The sequence below is a fragment of the Streptomyces sp. A0642 genome (genome assembly GCF_004795105.1).
GTDB lineage: Bacteria > Actinomycetota > Actinomycetes > Streptomycetales > Streptomycetaceae > Streptomyces.
In genome coordinates, this window is record NZ_SSBL01000007.1 from 241,810 (window position 1) to 264,580 (window position 22,771).

Consider the following 22,771-nt stretch of genomic DNA (forward strand, 5'->3'; position numbering starts at 1 on the left):
GGGACAGCCGTCAGTCCGCGGCGACGGCGCGGAGCACGTCCAGCCGCGCCGCGCGCCGGGCCGGCCGGCGCCCCGCCAGCGCCCCCGCCGTGATGCCCACCAGGGCGACGACGAGCAGCCGGACCGGCGGAAGGGCGAAGGCGAACGCGGTGTCACCCGCCCCCTCGGACGCCTTGACCAGGACCCAGCCGAGGAAGCCGCCCAGCAGGAGGCCGCCGGCCGTGCCGAACGCGGCGACCAGGACGGACTCCCAGCGGACCATGGCCCGCAGCTGCTTCCTGGTCTGTCCGACGGCCCGCAGCAGACCCAGCTCCCTGGTGCGTTCGTGGAGGGCCAGGGTGAGGGCGTTCGCGATGCCGAGCAGGGCGATCAGGACCGCCAGGGCCAGCAGCGCGTAGACCAGCGTGAGCATCATGTCGATGCCGCCGGCCGAGGACTGCGCGTACTCGCCGCGCGTCTGGACGTCCGGGTTCCCGTACGCGGCGGCGGTCTTCTCCACCGCGGCCTTGCCGTCCGCGGTGGACACCCCGTCCTTGAAGGCGACGGCGACCAGCGCGTCGGAGTCCTGGCCGCGGTGCGGCGCCCAGGCCTCCCGGGTGATGACGTAGTCCCCCGCCAGTTCCGGCTGTCCGTACACGGCCCGGACGGTGAAGGTGCGCTCCTTGCCGTCGGTGAAGGTGAGCCGTGCGGTGGAGCCGGTGTGCAGTCCTCGCTTCCCCGCCTCCGTGTCGGAGACGGCGATGCCGTTGGCGCCCAGTGCCTTCATGGACCCGTCGACCTTGCCGAGATCGAGGACCGCGGACAGGGCTGCCGGGTCGGTGACGGTGAGTGCGCGTCCGGAGCCGTCGACCTCCGCGACGCCCTTACCCAGGCCGACGGCGGCGGCCACCTCCGGCAGCCGGCCGACGGCCGGCGCGAGGCGGGGGCTGAGTCCGCTGCCGCCGGCGCCGAACGCGGGGGCGCTGACGGCCACGTCGCCGGCGAACGAACGGTCGACGGTCTGATCCATCGTGGCCTTCAGCGAGGCGCCGAAGACCGTGAAGAGCGAGACCACCGCCACGCCGATCATCAGGGCGGTCGCGGTCGACGCGGTCCGTTTCGGGCTGCGCAGCGCGTTGCGCCGGGCGAGGTGGCCGGTGGCGCCGCGCAGCCGGCCGAGCGGGGCCCCGAGAATCCGTACCGCACAGGAGGCGGCGACCGGGCCGAGTACCACGAAGGCGGTGAGCGCCAGCACCGCGCCGACGGCCGACAGCCAGACGGACGGGTCGGCCAGGACGCCGGTCAGGATGACCCCGACCGCGGCGAGCAGCAGCGCGAGGCCGGTGACGGTACGGGCCCGGGAGGCGCCCGAATCGTCGACGGCGGTCTCGCGCAGGGCGGCGAGGGGGGCGGTCCGTCCGGCGTGGACGGCGGGTACGAGGGCGGAGCCGGCGCAGACGACGACACCGACGGCGAGCGGCAGCAGCATGGACACGCCGCTGACGACGAGGGAGCCGTCGGGGAACGGGAACCCGATCGCGGGGAAGAGCGCCTGGAGTCCGGCGGCGATCCCGATGCCCGCGCCCAGACCGGCGGCGGAGGCGATCACACCGACCACGGCCGCCTCGGTGAGTGTCGCTCCGAGGATCTGCCGGCGGGACGCGCCGAGGGCCCGCAGCAGGGCGTTCTCCCGGGTGCGCTGGGCGACGACGATGGCGAAGGTGTTGTGGATGGAGAACGTGGCGACCAGCAGCACGATGCCGGAGAACACCAGCAGCAGCGTGGTGAACAGGCCGAGGAAGGCGCCCGAGATCATGTCCTGGTTCTCGGCGGCCGAGGCCTGTCCGGCGATGGCCTCGGTGCCCGGGGGCAGCACAGGCCGCAGCGCGTCGACGAGTTCGTGCTGGCTGGTGCCGGGGCCGGCCCTCACCTGGATGCCCGACGCCTGGCCGGGCTTCGGTGTGAGGTGCTTCTCGGCGTCGGCCAGTGTCATTCCTGTGTACGTCACCTGCGCCATGCCGTCCTCGCCGCCGAAGGTGGCCAGGCCGACGACGGTCACGCGGACCGGGTCGGGCGTCCGCAGGACGGTCGTGTCGCCGATCTCCAGGCCGCCCTTCTCGGCGGTGCCGCGGTTGACGACGACTTCGCCGGGCGCGGACGGGGCGCGTCCCTCGGCCAGCCGGTAGGGGTTGAGCTGCGGGTCGTCGATCCAGTTGCCGGCGAGGGTGGGCGGCCCCTGGCCGCCGATGGGCCTGCCGTCGGCGCCGAGCAGCTGGCCGGCGCCCTGGATGTCGGGGGCGGCGGCCGCGACCTGGGGCAGTTGCCGGATGCGCTGCGCGAGACCGGCGCTCACGGGCTGCCGGGTGCCCTCCGACTCGCCGGACACGGTGACCACGTGGGTGCTGCGGACCACGGCGTCGGTGCCGCTCACCGCGTTGCCGAACATCGTGTCGAAGCTCGCGCGCAGGGTGTCCCCCATCACGAGCGTGCCGGTGAGGAAGGCGACGCCGAGCAGGACGGCGGTCAGCGTGCCGACGAAGCGCCGCCGGTGGGTGCGGAGCGAGGAGAGGCCGATGCGCACGGAGGTGCGGGTGGTGGTCATGGTGTCCCCGGGGTATTCGGTGCGGGATCGAACGCCTTGAGGCGGTCGAGTACGCGCTCCGCCGTGGGGGCGGGCATCCTGTCGACGAGCCTGCCGTCGGCGAGGAAGACGACTTCGTCGGCGTGCGCGGCGGCGACCGGGTCATGGGTGACCATGACGACGGTGCGGCCGGTCTGCCGGACCGTGCGGCCGAGCAGCCGCAGCACTTCCTGACCGGCGCGCGAGTCGAGGTTGCCGGTGGGTTCGTCCGCGAAGACGACGTCGGGATCGCCCGCGAAGGCCCGGGCGACGGCGACGCGCTGCTGCTGGCCGCCGGAGAGTTCGCCGGGCCGGTGGCGCAGCCGGTCGCGCAGCCCCACGGCGTCGATGAGCGCGTCCAGCCGGGCCCGGTCGGGGCGCTCCCCGGCCAGGTCCAGGGGGAGCGTGATGTTCTCGGCGACGGTGAGCGTCGGCAGCAGGTTGAAGGCCTGGAAGACGAACCCGACGCGGCGCCGGCGCAGCAGTGTGAGCCCGCGGTCGTCGAGGGTGCCGAGTTCCGTGTCGCCGATGAAGGCGGTGCCGGAGGTGAGGATGTCGAGTCCGGCGGCGCAGTGCATCAGCGTGGACTTGCCGGAGCCCGAGGGCCCCATGATCGCGGTGAAACGGCCGGCCGGGAAGCCGACGCTCACCCCGTCCAGGGCCCTCACCTCGGTGTCGCCCGTGCCGTAGACCTTCACGGCGTCGACGACGCGGGCGGCGGTCGTGGTGCCGGTGGCGGGGGCGGTGGTGGTCATGCCGCACCGCCCGGGCCGTGGGTGCCGAACTGCTCGTCGAGGACGGAGAGGCGGCGCCAGTACTCGTCCTCGTCGATCTCCCCGGCGGCGAAGCGCCGTCCGAGCAGGGTGATCGGTGAGGGTTCGGCGGGACCGCTGCGTTCCGCGCGGACCTGCCAGGGGCCGCGCCTGCCGCGCCCCACGGTGCGGCGCAGGACGGTGACGACGGTGATGACGACGGCCGCCCAGACGAGCGGGAAGAGGAGGACCCACGGTCCGGGTCCGCCGTCGAAGGCCAGGGTGTTCATCTCGGTCAGCTCCTCGGTTCACGGTGCGGATGCACGCTTTTCCGTCACCACCGAGACTGGCCCCGCAGGGGGGTGCGCGTCGTCGTACGGCCAGCGGCCGTGCGCGTACCCCGCGGGGAGTAGACGGCCGGCCCGCGGCTGCTCCCGCCGGCCGGTGGCAGCGCCCTGGAGCCTGTACCTACTGGTATGTACAGTAGGACCATGACCACGTCCGACCGTCTGATCGAAGCCACCCGGGAACTGCTGTGGGAGCGCGGCTATGTGGGCACCAGCCCCAAGGCCATCCAGCAGCAGGCGGGTGCGGGCCAGGGCAGCATGTACCACCACTTCGCCGGGAAACCGGATCTCGCGCTGGCGGCCATCCGGCGCACGGCCGAGGAGTTGCGCGGGGCCGCGGGCCAGGCGCTGGACGGGCCGGGTTCGGCCTACGAGCGCATCGCGGGCTATCTGCTGCGCGAGCGCGAGGTCCTGCGCGGCTGCCCGGTGGGGCGGCTGACGATGGATCCGGACGTCATCGCGAGCGACGAGCTGCGCGCCCCCGTGGACGAGACGATCGCCTGGCTCCGCGACCGGCTCGCCTCGATCGTCCAGGAAGGCCTGGACCGCGGAGAGTTCGATCGTCCGCTGGTGCCCGCGGACATCGCGGCCTCGGTCGTCGCGACGGTGCAGGGCGGTTATGTGCTGGCCCGCGCCTCCGGTTCGACGGACGCCTTCGACGCGGCCGTGCGCGGCCTGCTGGCGCTGCTCGCCCCCCGCACGGACACCGCCTGACCACCCGTCCTACCTCATCCACTCGCAGGAGCGACTCGCGCATGCGCATCTCCAGGACCCGGCCCGGGACCCGGCCCGGAGCAGCCGGGTACTTCAACGGGGCTCTCTGGATCCACGAGGTCGCGGTCCCGGCGTCGCCTTCCCGGCTGAGGCTGTGCAGCGTGCACTTCGCGCCGGGCGGCCACACCGGCCCGGAACACCCGCCCGCACGGCCAGGTCCTCCATGCCACCGAGGGCGAAGACCAGGTGCAGCACAGGGGCGGGCCGGTGGAAACGATCCGGGCGGGCGACACCGTGTGGATCGAGCCGGACGAGCGGCGCCGGCGCGGCGCCGCGCACGTTCATGACCCGTCTCGCCGCTGCCGAGACAGCGGAGGACGGCAGCACCATCCACGGGCACGGCGAGGCCCGCGTTCCCCGGTACCCGGAAGCCTGAGGAGGTCCCGATGCATGTGATGCAGTACGAGATCGGCCTGCCCGCCGATTACGACATGGGCGTCATCCGCGACCGGGTGGCGACCCGGGGCCACCTCATGGACGCCTTCCCGGGGCTCGGGGTCAAGGCGTACCTGATGCGGGAGCGCGGCGAGGACTCGCCGGTCAACCAGTACGCGCCGCTCTACCTCTGGACCGCGCCCGAGGGCATGAACGCCTTCCTGTGGGGACCCGGATTCCAGGGCATCGTGCGGGACTTCGGCCGCCCCGAGGTCCAGCACTGGACCGGCCTGTCGTACCAGGAGGGCCCCTCATCGGCCGCTCCCCCGCTCTCCGCCACCCGCCTCCGCTCCCCCGTACCGTCCTCGACCGCACCGGCGGACGCGGTGGCCGCCGCACTGGAGGAGAGCCGGCGGCTCGCGAAGGCGCCCGGTGCGGTCGCCACGGCGCTGGCCGCCGACCCCCGGCACTGGGAGCTGCTCCACTTCACGCTCTGGGACCACCGCGGCCCGCGTGAGGCGGGCGAGCGTTACGAGGTGCTCCACCTCAGCCGGCCGGAGCGCGCACGGCTCCGGGAAGGGCGCCACTGGTAGCCACGGTCCGCACCGTCCTCGGGACGTCCCGCCGAGGAGCTGGGGGGTGCGACGCGGGCTGAGCGCGGGTGGACCGACGCAGGGGTGCTGAGGAAGGAGGCCGCCCCCCGCCGTCAGGCAAGGGCGCCCAGCGGGTCGTCCAGCACCGGCTGCCAGGCCAGCTCCGCCGCACCGACCAGGCTGTTGTGGTCGAGGGTGCAGGGCAGGATCGGCACACTTCCACTGCGTCCCCACAGGCTGCGGTCCGCGACCACCGCCCGGAGCCGTTCCGGGTCGGCGTCCAGGAGGGCGCGGTGCAGGCCGCCGAGGATGATGCGGTCCGGGTTGAGGATGTTGACGAGTCCGGCGAGCCCGAGGCCCAGGCGGTCGATCAGTTCCTCCGCGGCGTTGCGGACCGCCGCGTCGTCGTACTCGTTGCGCAGCAGGTCCCCGGACTGTTTGAGCAGCGACTCCTCGGGGCCGGGGGCGCGTCCGGCCGCGGTGAGGAAGGCGAGCGGGTCGGTCTCGACGTCGAGGCAGCCGCGGCCGCCGCAGTGGCACGGGCGCCCCTCGGCGTTGACGGTGAGATGGCCGACCTCCAGGGCGAGCCCCGAACTCCCCGTGTGCAGACGGCCGTCCAGGACGAGCGCACCGCCGACACCACGGTGGCCGGTGGCGACGCACAGCAGGTGCTGGGCTCCCCGCCCCGCTCCGTGACGGTGCTCGGCGAGCGCGGCGAGGTTGACGTCGTTGCCGGTGAACGCCGGTCCCGTGATGCCCGCTTCGCGCACGCATGTGGCGAAGATCTCGCGGACCGGGGCCCCTGCGGGCCAGGCGATGTGGAGGGGGTTGAGGGCGGTGCCCTCCGGCTCGGCGACGGCGGACGGCACCGCGAGGCCCGCCCCGACGCATCGCAGACCGCTGTCGCGCAGCAACCGTGCGCAGTGGTCCACCACTTCGCCGATGACCTGCGCGGGATCGGCGGTGATGGTGACGCAGCCGGGGGCGGTCGCGACGAGCCGGCCGCCGAGCCCGACCAGCGCGGCGCGGAACCCGTCCGAGTGCACCTGGGCGGCGAGGGCCACCGGGCCGGACTCGCGCACGGCCAGCCGGTGCGAGGGCCGACCCTGCGAGCCGGCGGCCGATCCGGGACTGGAGTCGACCTGGATCAAACCGAGCGCCTCCAGCTCCGCGGCGACCGCCCCTGCGGTGGCACGGGTGACGCCCAGCTCGGAAGTGAGGACCGCGCGGGTGGGCGCGCGTCCGGTGTGGACCAGTTCCAGTGCGGGTCCGAGCGCGCTGCGGCCCCTCTCCAGCTTCGTCCGGGCGGTGGTCCCCTTGCCGTTCATGGGGGCGAGTCTCCCATGATCCGGAGGTGGTCCGGACGCCGCGACGCCCGGCCGCTCCCCCGCGGCGCCCCGTTCCTCGGCGTGGGACCGGCGCCCGTGACCCGCCGTCCGGGCCCTGCGGGCGGCGGTCTTGCGCCGGTCGTCCGCAGGCCCCTATGCTGAGTTTGTGCCGCAACTAAACAAACTGCGGACGGCACTGCCGGGGGGACTGGGCGGCAACACCGCCCCACCCTCGTCGACACGCCTCCGTACCGCGCTGACCGTGTTCTTCGCCCTCGACGGGTTCCTCTTCGCCGGCTGGGTGGTCCGCATCCCGGCCATCAAGCAGCAGACCGGCGCCTCGGCCTCCACCCTCGGCCTCGCACTTCTCGGCGTATCCGCCGGCGCCGTGATCACCATGATGCTCACCGGCCGGCTCTGCCGCCGCTTCGGCAGCCATCCGGTGGCCGTGGTCTGCGGTGTCCTGCTGCCGCTCAGCATCGCGCTGCCGGCCCGCACTCATTCGGCCCTCTCGCTCGGGCTGGTGCTGCTGGTGTTCGGCGCCGCGTACGGCGGCATGAACGTGGCGATGAACAGCGCGGCGGTGGATCTGGTCGCCGCCCTGCGGCGTCCGGTGATGCCCAGCTTCCACGCCGCCTTCAGCCTCGGCGGCATGATCGGCGCCGGACTGGGCGGCCTGGTCGCGGGCGGCCTCTCGCCCTCCGCCCACCTCCTCGGCCTGACCGGAATCGGTCTGCTCGTCACCGCCTTCACGGGCCCGGTCCTGCTGCGGTACCCGTCGCTGAAGCCCGCCCCCGCGACCGCCGACGGCGCGGAGGCCGCCCACCGCCCGAGCGGACGGGCGCGTCGCGTGGTGCTCCTGTTCGGCGTGATCGCGCTCTGCACCGCGTACGGCGAGGGCGCTCTGGCCGACTGGGGCGCCCTGCACCTCGAGCAGGACCTGCACGCCCGCCCCGGGGTGGCGGCAGCCGGCTACTCCCTGTTCGCGCTCGCCATGACGGCGGGCCGGCTCACCGGCACGGCCCTGCTCGAACGGCTCGGCCAGACCCGCACCCTGGTCGCGGGCGGCGGCACCGCGGCGGCCGGGATGCTGCTCGGCTCGCTCGCCCCGACGACCTGGCTCGCCCTTCTCGGGTTCGCCGTCACCGGCCTCGGGCTGGCGAACATCTTCCCGGTGGCGGTCGGCAGGGCCGGCGAACTGGCCGGCCCCGGCGGCGTGGCCGCGGCTTCCACGCTCGGCTACGGCGGGATGCTGCTCGGCCCGCCCGCGATCGGCTTCCTGGCCGACTGGTTCTCCCTGCCCGTGGCGCTGACCACGGTGGCCCTGCTGGCCCTGGCCGCGGCGGCGCTGGGGTACGGGGCACGCAACGCGGCCTCACACGAGTGAGTCCGACGCGGGACGGACCCGGCGGGACCCCTGCCGTTCCCTGGCACAATCCCTGCCATGAAGATCACGGAGCACATACAATCCCTGGCCGCCGAGGGCCGGTTGCTGGCGGACGCGGCCGAGGCGGCGGGCACCGGCGCACCCGTGCCGACCTGTCCCGGCTGGCAGGTGCGTGACCTGCTCAGGCACACCGCGATGGTGCACACCTGGGCGGCCGCGTTCGTGACCGAGGGCCACACCGCGTACGTCCCCGACGCCGGGGAGCCGGACCTGGACGGAGCCGCCCTCCTCGACCGGTTCCGCGCGGGCCACCGCCTGCTGGTGGAGGCGCTGGAGCGCGCACCTGAGGACCTGGAGTGCTGGGCCTTCCTCGCGGCGCCGTCCCCGCTGGCGTTCTGGGCGAGGCGGCAGGCGCACGAGACGACGATCCACCGGGTGGACGCCGAGTCCGCGCGCGGCGGTCCCCTCTCCCCCGTGGCGTCCGCCCACGCGGCGGACGGCATCGACGAGTTGCTGCGCGGCATGCACGCCCGCCCGAAGAGCAGGGTGCGCACCGACACACCGCGCGTCCTGCGGGTACGGGCGACGGACACGGACACGGTGTGGACCGTACGGCTCTCCGCCGAGCCGCCCGAGGCCGTGCGCGAGGACGGGCCGACCGGGCTCCCGCCCGTGGACTGCGAGTTGAGCGCCACCGCCCAGGAGCTCTACCTCACTCTCTGGAACCGGCTGCCGCTCACGGCTCTCACCGTGACCGGCGATCCGGGCCTCGCCCGGCTGTGGCGTGAGAACTCCTCGATCACCTGGTCCTAGACCGGGCCGGCGGGCGGCCTTGTCCGCCCGCCCGGGCGCCTGTGACACTGCGGGCATGGAGCAGCGAAGCCAGGCCGACCGTGACGCAGTGACCGTCGAGATCGGCTTCGCCGTGCTGACCGGGGTCCTGTTCGCGGGGGCCGCGTTCGCCGCGGTCTGCGCCCCCGCCCTCCTGCTCGCTTCGGGCGGCGGCGTGGGGCGCGGACCGGTCATGACCGCGACCGTCGTGGCCGTGCTGGTCTTCCTCGGCCGCGTCGTCGACGTGCTGTGGCGGTTCGGCCGCAGGGACGTGGAGCGCGAGGTGGACGGGCGCGTCCCCGTCCTGCCGGATCAGCCCAGCCAGCCCGGCCGCACCAGTCCCGACTCGTAAGCCAGCACTACCAGTTGGGCCCGGTCGCGGGCGCCGAGCTTCACCATGGTCCGGCTGACATGCGTCTTGGCGGTGAGCGGGCTGACGACGAGACGGCGGGCGATCTCCTCGTTGGACAGGCCGATGCCGACCAGAGCCATCACCTCCCTCTCCCGGTCCGTCAGGGCGCTCAGCGCGGTCGCCGCGGCGGGCTCCTTGGAGCGTGCCGCGAACTCGGCGATCAGGCGACGGGTGACGCCCGGCGACAGCAGGGCGTCCCCTGCCACCACCGCCCGTACGGCCCGCAGCAGTTCCTCCGGCTCGGTGTCCTTGACCAGGAAACCGGAGGCTCCCGAGCGGATCGCCTCGAAGACGTACTCGTCGAGTTCGAAGGTGGTGAGCATGACCACCTTCACCGTGTCGAACGCGGGATCCCCGGTGATGGCGCGCGTCGCGGCCAGGCCGTCGAGGCGCGGCATCCTGATGTCCATCAGCACGGCGTCCGGCCGCAGTTCACGCACCAGGCGGACCGCCTCCTCGCCGTCAGCGGCCTCGCCCGCCACCTCGATGTCCGGCTGGGCGTCCAGCAGGGCCCGGAATCCCGCCCGGACCAGCAACTGGTCATCGGCGAGCAGTACGCGAATCACGGTGTCTCCTTCTGGTGCGCCGCCCCGCCGGCCGGCAGCGGAAGGCCGGCCCGTACCCGGAACCCCCCGTCGGGACGGGTGCCCGCCTCGATCGTGCCCCCCAGGGCTGCGGCCCGCTCCCTCATCCCGGCCAGTCCATTGCCGCTGCCCCCGGCGTCCGTGCCGGTGGCGGGTCCCTCGTCGTCGATGCGGAGGGTGATGCGGTCCGGCGCATAGCCGACCCGGACGGCGGCGGTACGGGAACCGGAGTGCCGCACCACATTGGTCAGCGCCTCCTGGACGATCCGGAAGGCGGCCAGGTCCGCGCCCGGGGGCACGGCCCCGCGTTCACCGTCCGTCGCGACGGTGACGGTCAGTCCGGCGCTCGCGGCCTGTTCGACCAGTTCGGGAAGCCGGTCGAGTCCGGGCGCCGGGGCCCTGGGGGCGTCACCGGGCGTCCGGAGGGTGTCGAGGACCTGTCGGACCTCGCCGAGCGCCTCCTTGCTCGCGGTCTTGATGGTGGTGAGTGCCGTTCGGGCCTGCTCGGGGTCGGTGTCGAGCAGGGCGAGGCCGACACCGGCCTGGACGTTGATGACGGAGATACTGTGCGCGAGGACGTCGTGGAGTTCACGGGCCATCCGCAGCCGTTCCTCGTCGGCCCGCCGCTTCTCGGCGCGTTCCCGCTCGGCCCGCTGCGCGGCCCACTGCTCCCCTCGTACGCGGACGAACTCGGCGGCCGCGACGATGGCCACCACCCAGGCGGCGACGCCCACTTCCTGACCCCAGGGCGACGCGGTGTCGCCGTCGGGAGGCAGCCAACGGTAGAGCCAGTGCCCCACCAGAAGATGCCCGGCCCACACCATGGCGACGGCCGACCACGCGGCCCGCCGGTGCCCGGCGACGACGGCGCTGAAACAGCCCACGGCGACGGCCAGGAAGACGGGGCCGTACGGGTAGCCGGCTCCGAGGTAGACCGTCGCCGCGGCCGAGGCTCCGAACACGGCCACGACCGGGTGACGGTGGCGCAGCAGCAGTACCGCGACGGCGGCGAGGAGGAGCAGCCGGGCGAAGAGGTCGAGCGGTGCCTTGTCGTCCAGCTGTTCGCGGGCCGCGAAGGCCGAACCGGCCATCACGAAGACGCCAAGGAGGATCGTGGACGCCCAGGGCAGCCGGCCGCCGGCCCGCCCGGGGGCCCCCGTCAGCCAGCGGGGCGGCTCCCCGTTCTTCCAGAAGCCCCACGGGCCCTGGTGGCCGATCGCGTGTCCGTCCGGTACGCCGCGCGCCCAGGGCGGTCGGCGCGGCGGTCCGCCCTGTTCCCCGGGTGGACCGCCGCCTGTCCGTGCGCGCTGCTCTTCCATGCCGGCCACGCTAGACCGGACACCCGCGCTCCGGCGTCCGCCCGGCGTTGTGATCACCCGTACTCCCCGGGGAGTACGGCGAACGGGGCCGGCCCGCCGTTGACGGCCTCCGGACCTACCGCCGCCCGCCCAGCAGGCCGACGGTGCGGGCCAGCTCCGTCACTGCCTGGCGGAAGAAGACCTCACGCGCCTCCACGACGCGGTGGAACTGGCCGAAGATCTCGAACGACAGCAGCCCGAAGAGCTGTGACCAGGCGGCGACGAGCGGCGCGGCCACCGCGGGCGGCAGGCCGGGGGCGATGTCGGCGGCGATCCGTTCGGCCTCGGGACGCAGTTCCCCCGGGAGCGGCGGCAGCGCGAGCCCTTCCTCGCGGTGTGCGTCCTCGAGGACGGCGATGAGGACGAGGCCGACCCGGGACGCGGGGCCGACGGTGTCCTGGGGCGCGGTGTAACCGGGCACGGGCGAGCCGTAGATCAGCGCGTACTCGTGGGGATGGGCGAGCGCCCAGTCCCGTACGGCGCAGGCGACCGCGACCCAGCGGCCCAGATGGACGCCGGACCGGGCGGGTGCGACGGCCTTCGAAGCGGCGGGGCCGGCAGGAGCCGGGGGAGCGGCGCCTTCGGCAGTGGCGGGGCCGGCGGGCGTGGCGCCTTCGGCAGCGGCGGAGGCGGCGCCTTCGGTACGGGCGGTCCGGTGCGCGCGTTCGGCGGCTTCGCCGACGGAGTCGTACGCGTCGATGATCAGGGCGGTGAGCAGCTCGTCACGGCTGGGGAAGTAGCGGTAGAGCGCCGAGGAGACCATGCCGAGTTCGCGGGCCACGGCACGCAGGGAGAGCTTCGACGCCCCCTCGGCCGCGAGCTGTTTCCTCGCCTCGTCCTTGATGGCGGCGGTGACCTCGATGCGGGCCCGTTCCCTGGCTCCTCGGATAGCGCTCATGGGCGCCATTCTGCCACGGACCGGAGCACCGCCCAACAATGAGAGCAGTGCTCTTGCTTTTAGGCACCGATCCCGTGCACACTGATCTCAAGCGAGAGCACCGCTCTCCCAAACTGTGGGGGTTCCCATGTCGCAGGCGAAGCCGTACTACCTTCAGGGCAGCCCGTTCACCGTCCGGATGAACGGTCTCGTCGGCTGGCTGGCCCGGCACGGGTTCAGCCTGCTCGGTACGCAGGAACTCTCGGTGCGGGGCCGTAAGAGCGGGCAGTTGCAGCGCATCCCCGTGAACCCCCACACCTACGAGGGCGCGCAGTACCTCGTCTCCGCCCGGGGACACTCCCAGTGGGTGCGCAACATGCGGGCCGCGGGCGGCGGCGAACTGCGGGTGGGTCGCAGAACGCGCGCCTTCACCGCCGTGGAGATCGCGGACGACGAGCGGAAGGTGCTCGTCATCCGCGCCTACCTGGAGCGCTGGGGGTGGGAAGTCAACCAGTACTTCCAGGGCATCACGGCCAAGTCCACGGACGCCGAACTGCTGGCCGCCTGCCCCGACCACCCCGTGTTCCGCATCACCGTCGAGAACTGACCGCCGACGACGTGAGGCGAAGGGCGGCCGGGTCACCGCCCGTCAGGGCGGACGCTCGCCGACCAGCGCAGCCGACCGCCGCGTCCGGTCGCGGCAGCCGACCACCGGCGACCGGCCGACGCCCGGCCGGTCAGCGAGCCGATCACCGACGAAGCCGTCATGGCCGGATCGCGGTTCCTTCCCGATCCGGCCCGGCCCCGGCCCTGACGGTCGGTCGTCCTATCGGTCCATCGCCGACAGCGCCCGCTGCGCCAGCGGGTGCGAACGGACCAGTTCGGCCAGCGAAGTCGTCCCGCGCGTGATGCCCGCGAACGCGTTCCACGCCGGGCGGAAGCCCGTGAGCACCGCGTGCAGCAGGCCCGGGCGCCGCTCGAAGAGCTTCAGCATCCGCCGTCCCACGCTCATCTCGACGCCGAGACCGGCCTTGATGGCGAACGCGTAGTTGAGCGCCTGGCGGCGTGCGTCCACCGCGTCGTGCGACTCCGCCATCCGTACCGCCCACTCACCGGCGAGCCGTCCCGATCGCAGCGCGAACGAGATGCCCTCCCGGGTCCACGGCTCCAGCAGACCGGCCGCGTCCCCGCACACGAGCACGCGGCCGCGCGAGAGCGGCGAGTCGTCGCTGCGGCAGCGCGTCAGGTGGCCGGAGGAGATCTTCGGCTCGAAGCCTGCCAGGCCGAGCCGCGCGATGAAGTCCTCCAGATACCGCTTGGTGCCGCCGCCGTCGCCGCGCGCCGAGATGACACCGACCGTCAGCGTGTCGCCCTTGGGGAACACCCAGCCGTAACTGCCGGGCATAGGGCCCCAGTCGATCAGCACCCGGCCCGCCCAGTCCTCGGCGACCGTCTCCGGCACGGGGATCTCCGCCTCCAGACCGAGGTCCACCTGGTCGAGCTTTACCCCGACATGTGCTCCTATGCGCCCGGCGCTGCCGTCCGCGCCCACGACCGCGCGGGCCAGGACGGTCTCGCCGCCCGACAGCACGACCGCGACCGTGCGCCGGTCGGGCACCGCGGCACCGTGCTGCTCCACCCGGACCACCGTCGCCCCGGTGCGCAGTTCGGCGCCGGCCTTCTGCGCCTCCTCGACCAGGCCGGCGTCGAACTCGGGCCGGTTGATGAGGCCGAAGAGCATGCGCCGCGAGCGGCGGGTACGGGCCAGTCTGCCGTTCAGCGAGAACGTCACCGCGTGGATCCGGTCCTGCAGGGGCAGTTCGAAACCGGGCGGCAGCGAATCGCGCGAAAACCCGATGATGCCGCCGCCGCACGTCTTGTAACGGGGCAGTTCCGCCTTCTCCAGGAGCAGTACCCGTCGGCCGGCGACCGCCGCCGCGTATGCCGCGGAGGCTCCCGCCGGTCCGCCGCCGACTACGACGACGTCCCACACGGACGACTCTTCGTGCTCATGTCCGGCGTCTGCGTTCTCGCTGCTCACGATGTGCTTCTGCTCCCGATCCGACCAGTGGCCCAAGCTGCTCCCGGCATCCTACGGCGCGCTGCGGCCGAAACCTGCTGTGGGAGGATCGGCCGGACCTCCGTCGTACGTGCCACGCCGCACTCCTGGCGTTCATGTACCCGGAAACGTACACATAACGTCGCACCTACCAGGAGCGTGCCCATGACCGCCCATCCGATCTCCGAGACCGTTGCCTCGCTCATGCCCCGCGCCAAGGCGGAGCTGACCGAGCTGGTGGCCTTCCAGTCGGTGGCGGACCCCGCGGTGTTCCCGAAGAGCGAGTGCGAGGCGGCCGCCGCATGGGTCGCCGACGCGCTGCGCGCCGAGGAATTCCAGGATGTCGCCCTGCTCGACACCCCCGACGGCACCCAGTCCGTCTACGGCTTCCTGCCCGGCCCGGCCGGCGCGCCCACCGTGCTGCTCTACGCGCACTACGACGTGCAGCCGCCGCTCGACGAGTCCGCCTGGCTCTCCCCGCCGTTCGAGCTGACGGAGCGTGACGGGCGCTGGTTCGGCCGGGGCGCGGCCGACTGCAAGGGCGGTTTCATCATGCACCTCCTCGCGCTGCGCGCCCTCAAGGCGAACGGCGGGATCCCGGTCTCGGTGAAGGTGATCGCGGAGGGTTCGGAGGAACAGGGCACCGGGGGCCTGGAGCAGTACGCGCACGCCCACCCGGAGCTGCTGGCGGCCGACACCGTCGTGATCGGCGACACCGGCAACTTCCGGGTGGGTCTGCCGACCGTCACCTCGACGCTGCGCGGAATGACGATGCTGCGGGTGCGGCTCGACACGCTCGAGGGGAACCTGCACTCCGGCCAGTTCGGCGGCGCCGCTCCCGACGCGCTCGCCGCGATGATCCAGCTGCTCGCCTCGCTGCGCGCCGAGGACGGCACGACGACGGTGGACGGCCTGACGACGGACGCGAAGTGGGACGGGCTGCAGTACCCGGAGGAGGACTTCCGCAAGGACGCCAAAGTCCTCGACGGGGTCGAGCTGATCAGTACGGGCACGGTCGCCGACCGGATCTGGGCGCGCCCCGCCGTCACCGTCATCGGGATCGACTGCCCCGCGGTGGTCGGCGCGACGCCCTCGGTGCAGGCGAGCGCGCGGGCGCAGATCAGCCTGCGGGTGCCGCCGGGCGAGGACGCGGCCGTGGCGACCAAGCTGCTGACCGCACATCTGGAGGCGCACGCCCCGTGGGGCGCACGCGTCGCGGTGGAGCAGGTCGGCCAGGGCCAGCCGTTCCGCGCGGACGTCACGAGCCCGGCGTACACCGCGATGGCGGACGCCATGCGGATCGCGTACCCGGGCCAGGAGATGCAGTCCTCGGGCATGGGCGGCTCGATCCCGCTCTGCAACACCCTCGCCGAGCTGTACCCGGAGGCGGAGATCCTGCTGATCGGGCTGAGCGAGCCCGAGGCGCAGATCCACGCGGTGAACGAGAGCGTGTCCCCCCAGGAGCTGGAGCGGCTGTCGGTCGCCGAGGCGCTGTTCCTGCGCAACTACGCCGCCTCGAAGGCCGTCTGAGCGGATCGCCCGCGCCGCTACGCGCTGAGCGAAGCTCGCCCGAAGCGTAGATCCGTGCGGCGGACGCCCGCCGCTGCGTACGTTTGCCGCATGGATCTCGTCGAGGTACTTCCGCAGCTGCACATGTTCCGCTTCCGGATCGGCCAGGCCTATCTCTGGCGCGACGGGACGGAGCTCACCCTGATCGACGCGGGCGACGTGACCGCGGCGCCCGCCATCGAGGACGCGGTGCGGGAGCTCGGTCACGACCCCGCCCGCATCGCCCGGATCGTCATCACCCATGGCCACCGCGACCACTACGGCGCGGCCCAGGAGCTCGCCGACCGGCACGGCGCGGAGATCCTGGCGCACCGGCTCGACGCACCGGTGATCCGCGGCGAGGAGGAGATCGGCGATCCCGTCCTGCTCGACTGGGAAATCCCGCTGTACGAGCACGGGCTGACCGTGCCCGTCGCGCCGCCGACCCGGGTCGACACCGAGTTGTCCGACGGCGTGGTGCTGCCGTTCGGCGGCGGGGCGCGGGTCGTGCACTCCCCCGGCCACACGCCGGGATCCATCGGTGTCCATCTGCCCCGCCACGGGGTGCTGTTCACGGGCGACTGCGTCGCCGAGGCGGGGGGCGTGATGCTGGGCGTCTTCAACATCGACCGTGAGCAGGCCGTGTCCTCGTTCCAACGGCTGGCCGCGCTGGAAGCGGCCACGGTCTGCTTCGGCCACGGCGATCCCCTCACCACCGACGCGGTCGCCGTCATGCGCGCCTCAGCCGACCGGGACTCCGGCCTCCAGGTTGAGCACGGCTGAGCGCTCGCGGGCGCGCAGCGCCCAGCGCAGCCGTTCGTACCGGGTGGGCGGCAGCAGGGCGGCCGCCTCCTCCTCGGTGACGAACCGCCAGCCCCGCAGTTCGGAACCGGGCAGCAGCAGCCGCTCGGCGTCCGCGCCGGGCAGTGTTCCGCCGTCGAAGAGCAGCCGCAGTCCTCCGTATCCGGGTGGCCTGGGCGCTTCCCAGTCGACGACGAGGAGGCTGGGCACCCGTTCGAGGTGGAGGCCTATTTCCTCGGCCACCTCTCTGATTCCGGCCTGCGCCGGCGCTTCGCCCGGTTCGACCACGCCGCCGGGGAACTCCCAGCCGGGCTTGTAGGTGGGGTCGACGAGCAGCACCCGGTCGTGTTCGTCGAAGAGCAGCACGCCTGCCGCCACGGTCTCCGCCGTGGGGTCGGGCGTCTGCACGATCTCGCAGGCCGGGGCAGCCCCGGTGCGCACGGCCTCGGCGATGAGCTCGGCCGTCCCGCGGGGCGTGAGGGCGCTGTTGTCGATCGTGTACGCGTCCCGGCTGATCCAGTCGAGCGCCGAGCGGTAGGGCTCGATGCGGTCGTACGCCCATCGCCCGGAGCGGTCGGCCGTCTCCGGATCGTCGGGGAACTCGGCCCGCTGGGCGATCCGTTGACGCAGGATCGTTTCCTCAGGTGAGAGCAGTACATGACGGACCGTGATGCGTTTGGAGGCGAGCCCTCCGAATATCTCGTCGCGATACTCCTGTCGCAGCAGCGTCATCGGCACCACCAGCACCCCGCCGACTTCGGCGAGCAGCGCCGCCGCGGTGTCCACCACGAGACGCCGCCAGATCGGCAGGTCCTGGAAGTCGGTCACCTCGGCGAATTTCTTCTGCGGCAGAAGGGATGCCAGCCCCGTGCCGGTCAGTTCCGGGTCGTAGAAGGTGCTGTTCGGGATCAGATCGATCAGTTCACGCGCGGCGCTGGTCTTGCCCGCGCCGAACGCACCGTTGATCCAGACGATCACGGTTCCCCCTCTTCCGTAGCCCCCAGTGGCTTGCCCGCCACACCCTGCCGTGAAAACACGACTGTGGCGATGGCGATGCGGGAACGCAACAGTGCCCGGGTGCCGGCCGGCGACTTCCGGTACGGGGACGGCGCCCCGCCACCGGAGGCATCCGGCCGTAACGGCGGCGGCGGGACGTCGTTGGAGCGGACAGCGATACGAACGACAGGGGCGGACCGTGCATCGCACCGTACTTGAGCAGTTTCCCGCCGGGGGCCCCCGGGGCAGCCGGCCCGCGGAGGAGTTCGCCGCGGCCCGCCGCGGCGAGGGCGTCGCAGCGGAGGTCGTGATGGACCTGGAGAACGACGCGTTCCTGGTGGTCGTCCCCCAGCAGTCTTGGGACGGGGGCCGTTGACGACCGGCGACCCGGGACGAACCGCCTGGCGTGGTGCCGCGACCCGGGACGAACCGCCCCGGCGCAGGTCTCCCCCGCAGGACGAACCGCTGGCATGGTCCCGGCGCGGAACGAACCGTCCCCGGCGCGCGGTCAGTCCGGCGGGCCGGGGGCACCCTCCTCCGATTCCGTGCCGCCCTCCGGCCGCCGGGCGGACACCGCGTCGAAGAGGGTCCAGCCGTCGATCGTCACGGGCACGGGGTCATCGCTGTCCCAGCCGTGGGCGGCCACCGCCTCGTCGAGCAGGGCGCGCACGGTGCCCGGCTCGTTGAGATTGAGGTAGGCGCCCCTTGTTCCCACCCCGCCGGCGTGCAGCAGGCCGTCGGGCACCACGCGGCCCGGCCCTTCCCGGAAGACGATCTCCAGCCGGCCCCGGCCGCCCAGCGGGTGGAGAGCCAGCACCTCCCGGCAGTTCCGGGCGGGACCGTCGTCCCTCTCGTGCCGGTGACCGACCCTCCACAGGAAGGCGGCCCCGTCGACGACGAGACGGCGGGACTTCTTCTCGCTGCGGGCCATCACCGGATGTCAGGGCGTGTCGCCCCGCCAGTCCCACTTGCTCGGGTCTTCCGCCCGCGGCCCGTACTCGGCCCGTCCGCCCGCCCCGTACGCGCCGATCTCGGTGACCAGGGCGGAGCCGTCCGCCAGGGCCACCTTCGTCCAGCCGGTCACGTCCAGCAGCAGCCCGTCCAGCGGGCCGCCCACCAGTTCCCGGTAGACACGCCCCGGCCGGGGCCCCGGGTCCGGGTCGTCGTGATCGGCGCCGTACACCCGCCGTCGCATGATCTCGTCCATACCCGCAGGATGGCACCGACCACTGACAACTTCCTCGGTGGGTGAGCCCCTGTGACTCGATCGGAGGCACGGGGGCTCCTGGTCGCGTCCCGCCTCGCCCGGTCGGCAACGGCTCCGGCCAGGGCGGTTCCGCGTGTCGCTCCCGCGCACGGCGACGCCCTAGACGGACACCGTCCCGTCCGCGCCCACGCGCGCGGCGAAGGCCGCTGCCGCCGCGCCCACCAGCCCCGCGTCGTTGCCCATGACAGCGGGCGCCACGGTCAGTTTCTGGACGAACGACAGCGTCGCGTACCGCCGCAACGCGCTGCGCAGCGGGGCGAACAGCACCTCGCCCGCACCGGCCACTCCCCCGCCGATCACCGCGATGTCGATCTCCACCAGGGTGGCCGTCGCGGCGATGCCCGCGGCCAGGGCCTGTGCGGCCCGCTCGAACGAGGCCACGGCGACCGGGTCCCCCGCCCGTGCGGCGGCCGCGACCCCCGCCGCGGTCGCGTCCCCGTCCGGGCCGGGCCGCCAGCCGCCCTCCCGTGCGCGGCGGGCGATGTGAGGGCCGCTCGCGATGCGTTCGACGCAGCCGCGCCCCCCGCACGGACACGGGTCGCCGTCGAGGTCGACGCTGATGTGCCCGATGTGGCCCGCGTTGCCGCTGGGGCCGGGATGCAGTACGCCGCCGAGGACGAGCCCGCCGCCGACTCCGGTCGACACGACCATGCACAGGGCGTTGTCATGACCGCGGGCGGCGCCCAGCCAGTGCTCGGCCGCCGTGATCGCGACGCCGTCGCCGACCAGTTCCACCGGGAGGCCGCCGGTCGCCGCCCTCACCCGCTCCACCAGGGGGAAGTCCCGCCAGCCGGGCACGTTCACGGGACTGACGGTCCCGGCGGCGGCGTCCACCGGGCCGGCGCTGCCGATGCCGACGGCCGTGGCGTCGGCCCAAAGGGGCGACGCGGACAGCTCCGCCAGGACGTCGGCCACCGCCGCCATGACCGCCTCGCCGTCCTCGTGGGCGGGGGTGGGGCGCTGCGCCCGCACGCGGAGCGTGCCGTCTCCGTCCACCAACGCGCCGGCGATCTTGGTGCCGCCGATGTCGAGGGCGGCGACGAGGTCGGTATGCATGGGTGGGGACTCCGGGGGTGAGGGGCGGGACCTGCGGCTTAGGTAGGGGTTCCGCTCAGTCTCCATTCCGCTGACAACGTTGTCCAGGGCCTATGCTCGACGCCACAGCCTCCGGCCTCCTTCGCGGTCCCCCCGCGGCGGGTTCCGGACAGGCCCGTACCCGAGGACAGGACAGCGCACCGTGGCCGAGACCGCCCGTCATCCCGAGCCCCGTTACGGCAACCGGCCGACCATGAAGGACGTGGCCGCCCGTGCCGGAGTGGGCCTCAAGACGGTCTCGCGCGTCGTCAACAGTGAGCCGGGCGTCACACCCGACACCGAACGCCGGGTCCAGGAAGCCATCGACGCGCTGGGTTTCCGCCGCAACGACAGCGCACGTGTGCTGCGCAAGGGCCGCACGGCGTCAATCGGCCTGGTCCTGGAGGACCTCGCGGACCCGTTCTACGGCCCGCTGAGCCGCGCCGTGGAAGAGGTGGCCCGCGCGCACGGCGCCCTGCTCATCAACGGCTCCAGCGCCGAGGACCCGGCGCGCGAGCAGGAACTGGTGCTCGCGCTGTGCGCGCGGCGGGTCGACGGGCTCATCGTGATTCCGGCCGGGGACGACCACCGCTATCTGGAGCCGGAGATCAAGGCCGGCATAGCGACGGTCTTCGTGGACCGTCCGGCCGGCCGGATCGAGGCCGACATGGTGCTCTCGGACAGCTTCGGCGGCGCCCGCGAGGGCGTCGCCCATCTGATCGCACACGGCCACCGCCGGATCGGGTTCATCGGCGACCAGCCGCGGATCCACACGGCCACCGAGCGCCTGCGCGGGTACCACACCGCCATGGCCGACGCCGGGATCACGGTCCAGGACTCCTGGGTCTCGCTCGGCTCCACGGACCCCGAGCGGGTCCGCCCGGCCGCCGAGGCCATGCTCTCCGGCCCCGAACCGGTCACCGCCCTGTTCGCGGGGAACAACCGTGTGACGGTGACCGCCGTACGCGTCCTGGCCGGCCGCGAACACCCCGTCGCCCTGGTCGGCTTCGACGACATCGAGCTCGCGGACCTGCTCGGCATCACCGTCATATCCCAGGACGCGGCGGCCGTCGGCCGCACCGCGGCCGAGCACCTCTTCCGACGGCTCGACGGGGCCGACCACGCACCCGCACGCGTCGAACTCCCGACCAAGCTGATCCCCCGCGGTTCGGGCGAGCTGCGCCCGGCCTGAGCCGGGCGCAGGGCCGGGACTACGGCGTGGTCACGGTCAGTCCGCCCCGCCGCGGTGAGGCGAAGGCGTCCAGGTCGGCGCGGGTCAGTCCGGTCAGCCGGGCCACCTCCGCGGTGTCGAGGGCTCCGCAGTCGATACCGCGCAGCAGATAGCCGCTGAGCGCCTTGGCCGTGGCGGGCTCGTCCATCACGTCGCCCCCCGCCTTCGCCACGTAGGCGGCGAGCCGGGCCGCGGCCTGCTCCAGGCCCTCGCGGTAGAAGGTGTAGACGGCCGCGTAACGGGTCGGGAGGTGGCCGGGGTGCATGTCCCAGCCCTGGTAGTACGCGCGGGCCAAGGCGCGCCGCGTGAGTCCGTAATGGAGACGCCACGCCTGGTGCACCTGGGGCGTCGGGCCCACGGGCAGGACGTTGGTGGAGCCGTCGGAGACGCGGACGCCGGTGCCCGCGGCGGCCACCTGCATCACGGCCTTGGCGTGGTCGGCCGCCGGGTGGTCGCTCGCCTGGTACGCGGCGCTGACTCCGACGCAGGCGCTGTAGTCGAACGTCCCGTAGTGCAGGCCTGTCGCGCGGCCCTGCGCGGCGTCGATCATGCGGGCGACGGCAGCGGTTCCGTCCGCCGCGAGGATCGACTGGCTCGTCTCGATCTGGATCTCGAAGCCGAGCCGCCCCGAGGGCAGGGCGTGCGCCTTCTCGAAGGCCTCGAGGAGCTGGACGAAGGCGGTGACCTGTTCGGGGTAGGTGACCTTCGGCAGGGTGAGCACGAGCCCGTCGGGAAGCCCGCCCGCCTCCATCAGGCCCGTGAGGAAGACGTCCGTGGTGCGGATGCCCCGATCGCGTACCGCGGCTTCCATGCACTTCATCCGGATGCCCATGTACGGAGCCGCCGTGCCGTTCGTGTACGCCTCCGAGATCAGCCGGGCCGCACGGGCCGCGGCCTCGTCCTCCTCGGCGTCGGACCGAGGGCCGTAGCCGTCCTCGAAGTCGACCCGCAGGTCCTCGACGGGCTCACGGCTCAGCTTGGCGCGTACCCGGTCGTGGACGGGGCCGGCGAGCTCGTCCGGAATGCCGAGCACCGCGGCGAGCGAGGCGGCGTCGGGGGCGTGCTCGTCGAGCGCCCGCAGCGCCTGGTCGCCCCAGGAGCGGAGGGTGCCCGCGGTGAAGGTGTCCCCGGGTACGTAGACCGTGTGGACGGGCTGGCGCGTGCCCGGGTCGCCCGGGTAGCGGCGGGCGAGTTCGGCGTCCACCGCCGTGAGGGAGGCGCTGATCCCGTCGCTGACCGCACCGGCGAGGCTCGTCGCCACCTTCTCCTGCTGACCCATTTCCGCACCCTCCACGCTCTCGCCGTTTCCGCTTCCCGGAATCAACAATCCGTATAGTGAAGTTATAAGGCAGCCGTACGTGCGTCAATGGTGATCGGAAACGGTGCGGGGCCGCGCGGTGGGTTCACCGCGCGGCCCCGGGCCGTCGACTCTGCCTGTCTGCCTGCTTGCTTGCCTGCCGGTGGGTCAGCCCTTGCGGGCGGTGATCTCGCCGGTGAGCTGCGGGACGACGTTGAAGAGGTCACCGACGACGCCGTAGTCGACGAGGTCGAAGATCGGCGCCTCGGCGTCCTTGTTGA

23 protein-coding genes and 2 pseudogenes are annotated in these 22,771 nt (G+C 73.4%); 11 read left to right on the forward strand and 14 right to left on the reverse strand.

Annotated features, from left to right (window positions below; translation table 11 throughout):
• Positions 1-10: 10 nt before the first annotated feature.
• The 3 genes from E6R60_RS16530 to E6R60_RS16540 are packed head-to-tail and all read right to left on the reverse strand — an operon-like array spanning position 11 to position 3,641.
• Positions 11-2,581: an FtsX-like permease family protein gene (locus E6R60_RS16530; protein WP_136327314.1), complete on the reverse strand. Its 2,571-nt coding sequence runs from the start codon at positions 2,579-2,581 to the stop codon at positions 11-13.
• The gene (locus E6R60_RS16535; RefSeq protein WP_136327315.1) at positions 2,578-3,354 is read right to left on the reverse strand and encodes an ABC transporter ATP-binding protein; all 777 of its coding nucleotides are present in this window, start codon (positions 3,352-3,354) and stop codon (positions 2,578-2,580) included. Before E6R60_RS16535 ends, E6R60_RS16530 begins: the two co-directional genes overlap by 4 nt.
• Positions 3,351-3,641: an SHOCT domain-containing protein gene (locus tag E6R60_RS16540; protein WP_136327316.1), complete on the reverse strand. Its 291-nt coding sequence runs from the start codon at positions 3,639-3,641 to the stop codon at positions 3,351-3,353. The genes E6R60_RS16535 and E6R60_RS16540 overlap by 4 nt, the downstream gene beginning before the upstream one ends.
• A 201-nt stretch (positions 3,642-3,842) precedes the next feature.
• Here E6R60_RS16540 and E6R60_RS16545 point away from each other — a divergent pair, with 201 nt between their 5' ends.
• The 3 genes and pseudogenes from E6R60_RS16545 (at position 3,843) to E6R60_RS16555 (ending at position 5,440) form a co-directional block, all read left to right on the forward strand.
• Positions 3,843-4,412 carry a TetR/AcrR family transcriptional regulator gene (locus tag E6R60_RS16545; protein WP_206309438.1) on the forward strand — a complete coding sequence of 190 codons (570 nt, stop codon included), beginning with the start codon at positions 3,843-3,845 and terminating at the stop codon, positions 4,410-4,412.
• A 41-nt stretch (positions 4,413-4,453) separates the two neighbouring features.
• Positions 4,454-4,848 (forward strand): annotated as a pseudogene (locus tag E6R60_RS37465) (cupin domain-containing protein).
• 10 nt (positions 4,849-4,858) lie between these two features.
• Positions 4,859-5,440, forward strand: coding sequence for a DUF4865 family protein (locus E6R60_RS16555; RefSeq protein WP_136327318.1), 582 nt, complete (start codon positions 4,859-4,861; stop codon positions 5,438-5,440).
• A gap of 113 nt (positions 5,441-5,553) precedes the next feature.
• Here the strand turns inward: E6R60_RS16555 and E6R60_RS16560 are convergent, their stop codons facing one another.
• The gene (locus E6R60_RS16560; RefSeq protein ID WP_136327319.1) at positions 5,554-6,768 is read right to left on the reverse strand and encodes an ROK family protein; all 1,215 of its coding nucleotides are present in this window, start codon (positions 6,766-6,768) and stop codon (positions 5,554-5,556) included.
• 166 nt (positions 6,769-6,934) lie between these two features.
• Here E6R60_RS16560 and E6R60_RS16565 point away from each other — a divergent pair, with 166 nt between their 5' ends.
• From E6R60_RS16565 to E6R60_RS16575, 3 genes are read left to right on the forward strand one after another with little or no spacing between them, the layout of a single operon-like run.
• Positions 6,935-8,155, forward strand: a complete 1,221-nt coding sequence (locus E6R60_RS16565; RefSeq protein ID WP_136327320.1) for an MFS transporter — start codon at positions 6,935-6,937, stop codon at positions 8,153-8,155.
• A gap of 57 nt (positions 8,156-8,212) precedes the next feature.
• The gene (locus E6R60_RS16570) at positions 8,213-8,968 is read left to right on the forward strand and encodes a maleylpyruvate isomerase family mycothiol-dependent enzyme (RefSeq protein WP_136327321.1); all 756 of its coding nucleotides are present in this window, start codon (positions 8,213-8,215) and stop codon (positions 8,966-8,968) included.
• Positions 8,969-9,023: 55 nt separating this feature from the next.
• Complete coding sequence (locus E6R60_RS16575) at positions 9,024-9,338, forward strand: DUF6332 family protein (RefSeq protein WP_136327322.1); 315 nt, start codon at positions 9,024-9,026, stop codon at positions 9,336-9,338.
• Here the strand turns inward: E6R60_RS16575 and E6R60_RS16580 are convergent.
• From E6R60_RS16580 to E6R60_RS16590, 3 genes are all read right to left on the reverse strand, one after another.
• Positions 9,299-9,964: a response regulator transcription factor gene (locus E6R60_RS16580; protein ID WP_136327323.1), complete on the reverse strand. Its 666-nt coding sequence runs from the start codon at positions 9,962-9,964 to the stop codon at positions 9,299-9,301. The genes E6R60_RS16575 and E6R60_RS16580 overlap by 40 nt on opposite strands.
• Positions 9,961-11,301 (reverse strand): sensor histidine kinase, encoded by a 1,341-nt coding sequence (locus E6R60_RS16585; protein ID WP_136327324.1) that lies wholly within the window; start codon positions 11,299-11,301, stop codon positions 9,961-9,963. The genes E6R60_RS16580 and E6R60_RS16585 overlap by 4 nt, the downstream gene beginning before the upstream one ends.
• 115 nt (positions 11,302-11,416) lie before the next feature.
• Positions 11,417-12,238: a TetR/AcrR family transcriptional regulator gene (locus E6R60_RS16590; RefSeq protein WP_136327325.1), complete on the reverse strand. Its 822-nt coding sequence runs from the start codon at positions 12,236-12,238 to the stop codon at positions 11,417-11,419.
• Between the two features lie 127 nt (positions 12,239-12,365).
• On the opposite strand from E6R60_RS16590, the gene E6R60_RS16595 reads away from it, so the two are divergent.
• The gene (locus E6R60_RS16595; RefSeq protein ID WP_136327326.1) at positions 12,366-12,824 is read left to right on the forward strand and encodes a nitroreductase family deazaflavin-dependent oxidoreductase; all 459 of its coding nucleotides are present in this window, start codon (positions 12,366-12,368) and stop codon (positions 12,822-12,824) included.
• A gap of 219 nt (positions 12,825-13,043) precedes the next feature.
• Here E6R60_RS16595 and E6R60_RS16600 read toward each other — a convergent pair whose 3' ends face one another.
• The gene (locus E6R60_RS16600) at positions 13,044-14,258 is read right to left on the reverse strand and encodes a geranylgeranyl reductase family protein (protein WP_136327327.1); all 1,215 of its coding nucleotides are present in this window, start codon (positions 14,256-14,258) and stop codon (positions 13,044-13,046) included.
• A 183-nt stretch (positions 14,259-14,441) separates the two neighbouring features.
• Here E6R60_RS16600 and E6R60_RS16605 point away from each other — a divergent pair, with 183 nt between their 5' ends.
• Both E6R60_RS16605 and E6R60_RS16610 read left to right on the forward strand, forming a co-directional pair.
• Positions 14,442-15,806 carry a dipeptidase gene (locus E6R60_RS16605; RefSeq protein WP_136327328.1) on the forward strand — a complete coding sequence of 455 codons (1,365 nt, stop codon included), beginning with the start codon at positions 14,442-14,444 and terminating at the stop codon, positions 15,804-15,806.
• A gap of 90 nt (positions 15,807-15,896) precedes the next feature.
• Positions 15,897-16,607 (forward strand): MBL fold metallo-hydrolase, encoded by a 711-nt coding sequence (locus E6R60_RS16610; protein WP_136327329.1) that lies wholly within the window; start codon positions 15,897-15,899, stop codon positions 16,605-16,607.
• Here the strand turns inward: E6R60_RS16610 and E6R60_RS16615 are convergent.
• Positions 16,566-17,603, reverse strand: a complete 1,038-nt coding sequence (locus E6R60_RS16615) for an NUDIX hydrolase (protein WP_136327330.1) — start codon at positions 17,601-17,603, stop codon at positions 16,566-16,568. The two genes, E6R60_RS16610 and E6R60_RS16615, sit on opposite strands and share 42 nt — an antisense overlap.
• Positions 17,604-17,820: 217 nt before the next feature.
• Here E6R60_RS16615 and E6R60_RS36755 point away from each other — a divergent pair, with 217 nt between their 5' ends.
• Positions 17,821-17,997 (forward strand): hypothetical protein, encoded by a 177-nt coding sequence (locus E6R60_RS36755; RefSeq protein ID WP_168713626.1) that lies wholly within the window; start codon positions 17,821-17,823, stop codon positions 17,995-17,997.
• A gap of 132 nt (positions 17,998-18,129) precedes the next feature.
• On the opposite strand, the gene E6R60_RS16620 is transcribed toward E6R60_RS36755, so the two are convergent.
• The 3 genes from E6R60_RS16620 to E6R60_RS16630 form a co-directional block, all read right to left on the reverse strand.
• Positions 18,130-18,552 carry a hypothetical protein gene (locus tag E6R60_RS16620; protein ID WP_206309439.1) on the reverse strand — a complete coding sequence of 141 codons (423 nt, stop codon included), beginning with the start codon at positions 18,550-18,552 and terminating at the stop codon, positions 18,130-18,132.
• Positions 18,553-18,561: 9 nt separating this feature from the next.
• Positions 18,562-18,828 carry a hypothetical protein gene (locus tag E6R60_RS16625; protein WP_136327331.1) on the reverse strand — a complete coding sequence of 89 codons (267 nt, stop codon included), beginning with the start codon at positions 18,826-18,828 and terminating at the stop codon, positions 18,562-18,564.
• Between the two features lie 159 nt (positions 18,829-18,987).
• Positions 18,988-19,944: an ROK family protein gene (locus E6R60_RS16630; protein ID WP_136327332.1), complete on the reverse strand. Its 957-nt coding sequence runs from the start codon at positions 19,942-19,944 to the stop codon at positions 18,988-18,990.
• 181 nt (positions 19,945-20,125) lie between these two features.
• Between E6R60_RS16630 and E6R60_RS16635 the strand changes: the two genes are divergently transcribed.
• Positions 20,126-21,154: a LacI family DNA-binding transcriptional regulator gene (locus E6R60_RS16635; RefSeq protein ID WP_136327333.1), complete on the forward strand. Its 1,029-nt coding sequence runs from the start codon at positions 20,126-20,128 to the stop codon at positions 21,152-21,154.
• Positions 21,155-21,173: 19 nt separating this feature from the next.
• Here E6R60_RS16635 and E6R60_RS16640 read toward each other — a convergent pair whose 3' ends face one another.
• Together E6R60_RS16640 and E6R60_RS16645 are read right to left on the reverse strand one after the other, a co-directional pair.
• Positions 21,174-22,472: an aldolase/citrate lyase family protein gene (locus tag E6R60_RS16640; RefSeq protein ID WP_136327334.1), complete on the reverse strand. Its 1,299-nt coding sequence runs from the start codon at positions 22,470-22,472 to the stop codon at positions 21,174-21,176.
• A gap of 186 nt (positions 22,473-22,658) precedes the next feature.
• Positions 22,659-22,771: pseudogene (locus E6R60_RS16645) on the reverse strand (electron transfer flavoprotein subunit alpha/FixB family protein); the annotation flags it as partial.